7 protein-coding genes and 1 pseudogene are annotated in these 8,341 nt (G+C 58.9%); 6 read left to right on the top strand and 2 right to left on the bottom strand.

What is annotated here, in order from left to right:
• The 3 genes from R6T97_RS17485 to R6T97_RS17475 all read left to right on the top strand — a co-directional run.
• Positions 1-429, top strand: a 429-nt coding sequence (locus R6T97_RS17485; protein WP_410350560.1) for a dihydroxy-acid dehydratase, incomplete at its 5' end; no start/stop codon positions are given.
• Positions 430-514: 85 nt separating this feature from the next.
• Positions 515-1,153: a bifunctional 4-hydroxy-2-oxoglutarate aldolase/2-dehydro-3-deoxy-phosphogluconate aldolase gene (gene eda, locus R6T97_RS17480; RefSeq protein WP_410350559.1), complete on the top strand. Its 639-nt coding sequence runs from the start codon at positions 515-517 to the stop codon at positions 1,151-1,153.
• Positions 1,154-1,223: 70 nt separating this feature from the next.
• Positions 1,224-3,443 (top strand): methyl-accepting chemotaxis protein, encoded by a 2,220-nt coding sequence (locus R6T97_RS17475; RefSeq protein ID WP_410350558.1) that lies wholly within the window; start codon positions 1,224-1,226, stop codon positions 3,441-3,443.
• A gap of 47 nt (positions 3,444-3,490) precedes the next feature.
• On the opposite strand, the gene R6T97_RS17470 is transcribed toward R6T97_RS17475, so the two are convergent.
• On the bottom strand, positions 3,491-3,760 hold the full coding sequence (locus R6T97_RS17470) for a hypothetical protein (RefSeq protein ID WP_410350557.1): 270 nt from the start codon (positions 3,758-3,760) through the stop codon (positions 3,491-3,493).
• Entirely contained in the window at positions 3,757-6,522 is a 2,766-nt protein-coding gene (locus tag R6T97_RS17465; RefSeq protein WP_410350556.1) for a glutamine-synthetase adenylyltransferase, read from the bottom strand. Before R6T97_RS17465 ends, R6T97_RS17470 begins: the two co-directional genes overlap by 4 nt.
• A gap of 361 nt (positions 6,523-6,883) precedes the next feature.
• On the opposite strand from R6T97_RS17465, the gene R6T97_RS17460 reads away from it, so the two are divergent.
• The 3 genes and pseudogenes from R6T97_RS17460 to R6T97_RS17450 all read left to right on the top strand — a co-directional run.
• Positions 6,884-7,321: a DUF2852 domain-containing protein gene (locus R6T97_RS17460; protein ID WP_410350555.1), complete on the top strand. Its 438-nt coding sequence runs from the start codon at positions 6,884-6,886 to the stop codon at positions 7,319-7,321.
• A gap of 81 nt (positions 7,322-7,402) precedes the next feature.
• The gene (locus tag R6T97_RS17455; protein ID WP_410350554.1) at positions 7,403-7,846 is read left to right on the top strand and encodes an RDD family protein; all 444 of its coding nucleotides are present in this window, start codon (positions 7,403-7,405) and stop codon (positions 7,844-7,846) included.
• Positions 7,847-7,917: 71 nt separating this feature from the next.
• Positions 7,918-8,341, top strand: a pseudogene (locus R6T97_RS17450) (arginyltransferase); the annotation flags it as partial.

Below are 8,341 nucleotides of genomic sequence, written 5' to 3'. Positions count from 1 at the left end.
GACGCCTTCAAGGCAGGCGAATTCACCCAAGACACCATCATCGTCGTGCGTTTTCAGGGGCCCAAGTCCAACGGGATGCCCGAACTGCACGGGCTGACCCCGACACTCGCCGTGCTGCAAGATCGCGGGCTCAAGGTGGCGCTCGTCACTGACGGGCGGATGTCTGGCGCATCCGGTAAAGTGCCCTCGGCTATTCACGTCTGCCCCGAAGCGGCCGATGACGGGCCGATCGCCCTGATCCGTGACGGCGATATCATCCGGCTCGACGCGACGACCGGCACAATCGAAGTCAAGGGCGTCGATCTGTCCACCCGCACCCCGGCCAAGGCCGATCTCAGCGGCAATGGCACCGGCGTCGGACGCGAACTCTTCGAGGTTTTCCGCCAGAATGTCGGCCTCGCCGCCGAAGGCGCAGGCGTCGTCGTCTAGGCGGCTGCCCGCTTCATCTTGGCCCAAAAACTCCCGCCGGAGGCATCTGCCCCCGCAACCGGCACCACACGCAAGGAATGACACCATGACCCCCCAAGCCGCCTCAGCCGCAGCCGAAAAAGTCTGCCTTCTGGCGCCTGTCGTGCCCGTTCTCGTCGTCGATGACGCCGGCATCGCGGCAGACCTCGCCCGCGCATTGGTCAAGGGTGGCCTGCCCGCGCTTGAAGTCACGCTGCGCACGCCTGCCGCCCTTGACGCCATTCGCGAAATGGCTGCTGTCCCCGGCGGTGTCGTGGGTGCGGGTACTTTGCTCACACCCAAGGATGTCGAAAACGCCAAGGCCGCAGGTGCCACTTTCGGCGTTTCGCCCGGCGCGACCGATCTGCTGCTCGACGCCTGCGAAGCCAACGACCTGCCGCTCTTGCCCGGCGTGGCAACGGCCTCCGAGGCAATGCGCCTGCTTGAACGCGGCTATACCGTGCAAAAATTCTTTCCCGCCGAGGTCAACGGTGGCGCACCCGCGCTCAAGGCCATCGGTGCGCCGATCCCGCAGATAAAATTCTGCCCGACAGGGGGTATCAGCCTGAAAAACGCGCATGATTACCTAAGCTTAAGCAACACGCTCTGCGTGGGCGGTTCATGGGTGGCCCCCAAGGACAAAGTGCTTGCAGGCGACTGGGATGGCATCACCGCCCTCGCGGTCGAAGCCGCCGCCTTGTCGTAATCTGCGGGCACTTCACTAGCTATTAGGGAATTGTCCCTAGACGTTGCTGCGACACGGTACGGAGCGCGCAATGCTGGAATCATGGCCAATTTCAAGACGGATCAGCAGTGGATTTGTCATTCTGACACTTATGCTTGTCGGCTTGGCGGTATTTTCGCAGCGTGCGGTCGGGGCGCTGGGGAACAGCTATTCGGGATATCAGGCCGCATCGCAGCAATCAGCTGCGGTGCGCGCCGCGATGGAAGACCTGTTCGAGGCAAAAATCGCCACGTTGCGCTATGTGGAAAATCCGTCTTCCATGGAACGCGAGAAGGTTATCGTCAATCTTGACGAGGTGTTGAATAATGCCGCACTTGTCGATGATTTCGACAGCATGACGGACCATGGTCAGGAATTGATACGCCTGACCGAATTGACAGGGCTCTACAAAGACCGCTTTGTGGTCCTTGCCGGTCAGTTGGCGGACGCGCGCGCAATGCTCTCTGACATCGGATTGCAATCGACGACGATCAAAGACAGCGCAAACGCCTTGTTTTCGACCTCCGTCCAGAATGGAAATCCGCTGGTCGTCACCTCTGGCGGGCGGGTGTTGCAGGCCGCAATGACAACCGTTGTGCAAAGCAAGCAGGTCATCCTGACAGGCGCAACCGAAGATGTTAAAACCTTTATTGAGGCATGCGCTGCGCTGGACCTGACCTTGCGGCAAATGCAGGCACTCTACACGCGTGGGCCGGTCGCCGCACAAGTGGCCGAACTTGTCGAGGCGGTTGATGGCTTTTCCGGCAAAATCGAAAGATATTCACAGATTGCGGCGTCCGTGGCCCAAGTGCAAGACGACGTGCTCGGGCGGATCGGGCCAGAGGTCGACGCGGGATTTGACCAAATGGCAGACGAAATTGCACGGCATCAAGCCCGGTTGGGACCAAGCGGCACGGCGATCTCAAGGCAGTTGCAAACGATCATTCCGATTGTCGGTGTTATTACCGGCATCGTTGCCGTCATCGCATCACTGGTGATCGGGCGCTGGATTACCGGATCGGTATCGCGTCTTGCAGACACGACAGACAGACTGGCAGCAGGCGATAATGACCTTGAGATAACGGGCACCGATCACAAACACGCATTGGGACGCATGGCACGTGCATTGCTGGTTTTCCGCGACGCGCAGATTGAACGCGAGGAGGCATCGGCCGAACGTGCCAGACTGCGTGAACAACAAGATGCAGTGGTTAAAACGATGAAGTCGGAACTGGCACTGCTTGCAGATCGCGACCTGACTGCGCAAATCCACGACCTGTTTTCTGAAGAATATGAAGAGCTGCGCACAAATTTCAACACTGCATTGAGCGCCCTGCAATCTGCTATATTCCGTGTCGCAGAGACCGCGAAACGGATAGAAACAACAACCAACGACAGCAATAAGGCCACCGCGGATCTTTCGCAACGCACCGAAAATCAGGCTGCGACACTGGAAGAAACCGCAGCGGCACTCGATGAACTCACGGCGAGTGTCAAATCTGCGGCTGAACATGCGAAATCCGTCGACAGCTCTGTCGCAAGGGCGCGGGCAGAGGCCACGACAAACGGCAATATCGTCGCTCAGGCCGTAGGTGCCATGGACGAGATCGCCCAGTCATCCAAACAGATCACACAGGTGATTGGTGTGATAGACGACATTGCATTTCAGACCAATCTTCTGGCGCTGAACGCCGGGGTCGAAGCGGCGCGTGCCGGCGAATCCGGCAGAGGATTTGCCGTTGTCGCATCGGAAGTCCGCGCTTTGGCGCAACGATCCGCCGATGCCGCCAAAGAAATTTCCGCCTTGATCGAAAACAGCTCGCGGCATGTGGCACAAGGCACGCAACTGGTGGGAAATGCGGGCAAGGCCCTGTCCGAGATTATCACACAGGTCAACGATATTTCCTCCATGACATCCCAGATCGCGACAAGTGCAGAAGAACAGGCCATTGGCCTGTCCGAGATCAACATGGGCGTGAACCAGTTGGATCAGGTCACGCAACAAAATGCTGCCATGGTGCAAGAATCGATCACCCGCGGCGATGCCCTTGCCACCGAAACCGACAGGTTGAGCACGCTGATACGCCAGTTCAAGGTGTCACCCGTGGCCGATGCACCGCCACCCCCTTATGAGGCCAGCACCGTCCTTGCGAATGCAATTGCACAAACACATGTCCCGAAAGTCCATGCGCCGAAAGCGATATCACCACAACGACGTGACCACCCGGTTGCGGCAAACACATCCGCGCAACCAGATTGGGAGGATTTCTAGCCACACCCCTTTGATTTCACAAAGCGTCTTACGCCGAATGCAACTTTCTAAAACCGTCCACTACGGCCACCACGGCGACGTGGCGTGGCGGGTTCGTGCAATGCGGCACGCAACGTTTCGAGCATCGGATGCCGATCGGGTACTAACGGCGCATAGTGTGCAATCAACTTTTGCACTTCGATGCGGACATCGCGCTCTTGTGGTAATCCCAAGGCCCAATCCAGAAAAATGCTGCGACACTCCGGTGCGGTAATTCCCTCGATGGCAAAGGATTCGCGGATCAGGCCCTTGGGGTCAAAGTGGGGTTCTGCGGTCATGTCTGCACCAAGCAGCGATCTATGATCGATGCAGCGGTTTGCTGCGATTCCTCTAGACGCCTCAGCACAGAGGACACCTCAGCTGATCCTGTTTCCCGCAAAATCAAACGCCTCGCTCCTTCTGAAAGATTTTTCAGATCGCCTTGCATCCCAGCCAGAAACCGCAACGCTGTCTGCACTTGCCAATAGAGAGTGAAAGCCTCCTGCAGCGCCCTGCCGTCTGCGGCATCCAACCATCCATCCACGACACCCGCATCCAATTGGCCCTTTGTGTCGACCGCTGTGCAGCCAACCTTGAGCGCAACGGTCTGGGCAAACAGTTCGATATCCTGCATCCGCCCCCGCCCGACCTTGGCATCCCAGTCTGAAGTGGGTGTCTTTTGCGCGGCAATACGCGCCCGCATGTCCGCCACATCCGACAAGATCGTTGGACCCTTGGATTTCCGCTCCAATACTGCCCGACGAAACGCCTCGATTTCCTGACAAAGGCTTTCATCACCGGATATCGCGCGCGCGCGTGTCAGCGCAAGATGTTCCCATGTCCAAGCCTGGTTCTGTTGATAATCCTTGAACGCCGCCAGCGATGTGGCCACCGGCCCCTGTCGGCCTGACGGACGCAAGCGCATGTCCACCTCATAAAGCCGGCCTTCCGCCATTTGCACGCTGAGCGCCGTGATCAAAGCCTGCGTCAGCCGCGCAAAATAGGTACGGGTCGCAAGCGGCCGCCGCCCTTCAGAGCTCTCGGCCCCTTGCGCATCATAGACCATGATCAGGTCCAGATCGGAGGTAGCGGTCAGCCGCCCCGCCCCAAGCGACCCCATTGCAATAATCGCCCCCCCACGCCCGGGCATGGCCCCGTGTTTGCGCGCAAACTCCTGCGCGACAGCCGGCCAGACTGCGGCCACCGCCGCCTGTGCAAGGTCGGCATATTGAATGCCGCATTCGTCCGCATCGATCAGATTGCGCAAAAAGTGTACGCCGATCCGGAAATGCCATTCATTTGTCCAACGCCGGGCCGTCAAAAGCTGCGTTTCATAATCGTCGATACCATCCAGAAGCGCGGCGAGTTCGGCGGTCAGGACCGCCTTGCCGGGCCATTCCGTAAAGAATGCGCCCCCAATCACCGCATCAAGCACCCCTGGATGACGCGACAGGTGGCGGGCAAGCGCGGGGGCCGTCGCACAGATATCGACGATCAACTGGGTCAACTGCGGGTTGGCCTCAAAAAGCGAAAAGAGCTGCACACCGGCTGGCAACCCTGCCAGAAACCTGTCGAATTGGGTCAGCGCTTCTTGGGGTTTGGCGGCTTCTTGCAGGCGCGCCATGATGACAGGCGTGATACGCGCAAAGATTTCACAGGCGCGCGCAGACCGCAGCGCGGGATAGCTATGCCAGCGCGCGACCACCTCTTGGCCCCATTCCGGAACGGCTGGACCGGCATCAGGCTCATCAGGTGCAAAGAACCCTTCGGTCAGCTTGTGAACATCCTCCACCCTGTCGTGCAAATCCGCGCGCAAACCTGCAACATCCTGCCCCATAAAGGCTGCAAGCCGCGCGAAACCCGCCGCATCCACAGGCAGGGTCTGGGTCTGCGCATCGTTGATCATCTGCAAACGGTGCTCGACTTCGCGGTGATACCGGTAGTGATCGTACAAACGGTCCGCCACATCCGCCGGTATCCAACCGGCCGCCGCCAGTGCCTTGAGGCCATCCCGCGTCGTGCTTGCCCGCAGTGACGGATCGCGACCGCCTGCAATCAACTGCCGCGTCTGGGTGAAAAATTCGATCTCGCGGATACCGCCGCGCCCCAGTTTCATGTTGTGCCCTTCAAGGACCAATGGCCCGTGCAACCCTTTGTGGTCACGGATTTTCAGCCGCATATCATGGGCGTCCTGAATGGCTGCGAAATCCAGATGCTTGCGCCAGACGAAAGGCCGGAGCGTTTCGAGAAACCGCACACCCGCATTCTGGTCGCCCGCACAGACCCGCGCCTTGATGAACGCGGCCCTTTCCCACGTGCGCCCGACACTTTCATAATAGCGTTCCGCCGTTTCCATCGACAGGCAAACCGGGGTCACCGATGCATCCGGGCGCAACCGCAGGTCGGTGCGAAACACATATCCACCTTCACGCACATCCGAAAGAATCGCTGTCATTCTGCGGGTCACGCGGATGAACGCGCTGCGCACTTCATGATAATCATCGGGGTCAAAGCGGGTTTCATCGAAAAGGCAGATCAGGTCGATATCGGAGGAATAATTCAATTCGCCCGCACCCATCTTGCCCATCGCCAGAACGACCATGCCGCCTGCATCCGCCGGATCACCGTCAGAGGGCAGCTTGCCGCGCGCGACTTCTGCCGCAACCAGTCGGGTCACCGTCACTTGCACAGCGGCATCGGCAAAATCTGTCAGGACCTGTGTCACAGTCTCCAACGGCCACACGCCACCAAGATCGGCCAAAGCCGTCAACAGCGCCACCCGACGCTTGGCTTGCCGCAACCCCGCTGCCAGATCATTCACCCCAAGCGCCGGAATGTCCGCAAGCAACGCGTCAATGGCCTCTTCGGGTTCTTCGAGCGCCGGTTCGATCCAATCCGCCTCGCGGCGCAGCAATTCGGCCAGATAGGGGCTGCACCCTGCCGTTCCGGCAAGCAACCTCGCAATGACGGGGCCGGCAGAGGGGAACAGTTCGCGTGCGTCCTGCCCGCGATCAGCGTCGTAAGGGGTGGGGAAACGGGTGATGCGCGTGGTGAATGACATGGCCTCACACTGCGGCGCACATCCGCTCTGGTCAATGCAGATCGTGCAGCGAAACCACCCGAAAAGGACAGGATGAACATGAGTAAAAGTCGCAAACGGGTGATAGCCGCGCTTTTCCACTCCGGACTGGCGGCATTCCGGGCGGTGCAAGCGGTGAGGGGGAACAAAATGCCGCATTTTCCAGATTGATCCAGCCAAATCTGAAAAACTTTCAGAGCACAAACCCCTGATTTTACGCCATAATTAAAGTCAATGTAAAAAACATTTACATTTGATCTTGAAGCGGGGATCCCAACTTCCGATATCGGTCATGTGAAGATCATTCACATCTAACGCAAGCAGATAACGAAGGAGCCCAACCATGAACACCGCCACTTCCCAGTCCCCGATGGCTATGAATCACAAGCCCGGGTTTTTCGCCCGCGCCGAGAACTGGCTTGACGAGCGCGGCAAAGGCGCCTGGATCGCCGCCATGGTCGCAGGCTTCATCCTTTTCTGGCCCATCGGCCTTGCCCTTCTTGCCTATATGATCTGGAGCAAACGCATGTTCAATTCGTCCTGCAACGCAATGTCCCGCAGCCGCGCCCGCCACATGGGTAAATCATCCGGCAACAGCGCCTTCGACGCCTATAAGACCGAAACCCTGCGCCGTCTGGAAGAAGAACAGGACAAATTCGAGGCCTTCCTCAAGCGCCTGCGCGACGCCAAGGACAAGGCAGAGTTCGACCAGTTCATGGACGACCGCGCCAAGAAGACGACAAACACCGACGACGACGACACCGGCCCTGCAACTGCATAAGTGCAGGCCCGCCCCCGAGGGTGGCTTGCGTTCCCCGGCAAGCCATCCTCTTTGATATCAATTCAATCGAAGAGTGCCCAAATGACCCTGCCGCCCGATGACGCCATCCACGAAGATTTTGACCCGTATCTTTATGACGGTGTCACTATCAAGCGCGGCATCGCCTGGCTGTTTGATGTGGTGCTGATCGCCATGCTCTGTGCGCTGGTCCTGCCGTTCACGGCCTTTACGGGCATTTTCTTCTTTCCCTTCCTGATGCTCGTCGTGGGGTTCATTTATCGCTGGCTCACGTTGGCAGGCGGATCATCGACTTGGGGTATGCGCATGGTGGGTATCCACTTTCGTGACCACCGTGGCGCACCGCTCGGCTCTGGTTTGGCCCTTGCCCATACACTTGGCTATACGATCAGTATCACGATTGCGCCGTTGCAACTGATTTCGATCATCATGATGTTGATCACCCGGCGCGGCCAAGGTCTGACCGATCTTGTCCTCGGCACCGAGGCGATCAATTCCTACCGCTAGACACGCCTTAATGGGGGCTTGGCCTATGGTGAGCAGATTGTTAAGCTTTCGCCAAACCAACCGGATGTTCCATGCGCCACACACTGCCAATTGCGCCGCAGTTCTATGTGACTGCCCCCCAGCCCTGCCCTTATCTTGCGGGCCGGATGGAGCGGAAATTGTTCACCGCGTTGCAAGGCGATATGGCGACCAAGCTGAATGACAGCCTGTCAAAGCAGGGGTTTCGCCGGTCGCAGAATGTCCTTTACCGCCCATCCTGTGCGGAATGTTCAGCCTGCATGTCCGCCCGCATCAATGTGTCCAAGTTTTCACCCAGCCGCAGCCAGCGCCGTGTCGCCAGACGCGCCGCCCACCTGCACCGCCGCGCAACATCGCCTTGGGCGACCGAAGAGCAATACGCCCTGTTCCGCGAATATCTTGATGGCCGCCATGCCACCGGCGGGATGGCCGACATGGATATGTTCGAATTTGCGGCCATGGTCGAAGAAACGCCGA

Origin of the sequence: Yoonia sp., from assembly GCF_046498525.1 — a bacterium.
Lineage (GTDB): Bacteria > Pseudomonadota > Alphaproteobacteria > Rhodobacterales > Rhodobacteraceae > Yoonia.
Note: the sequence above shows the minus strand (reverse complement) of the source record. Positions and strands in the feature narration are given on the sequence as shown.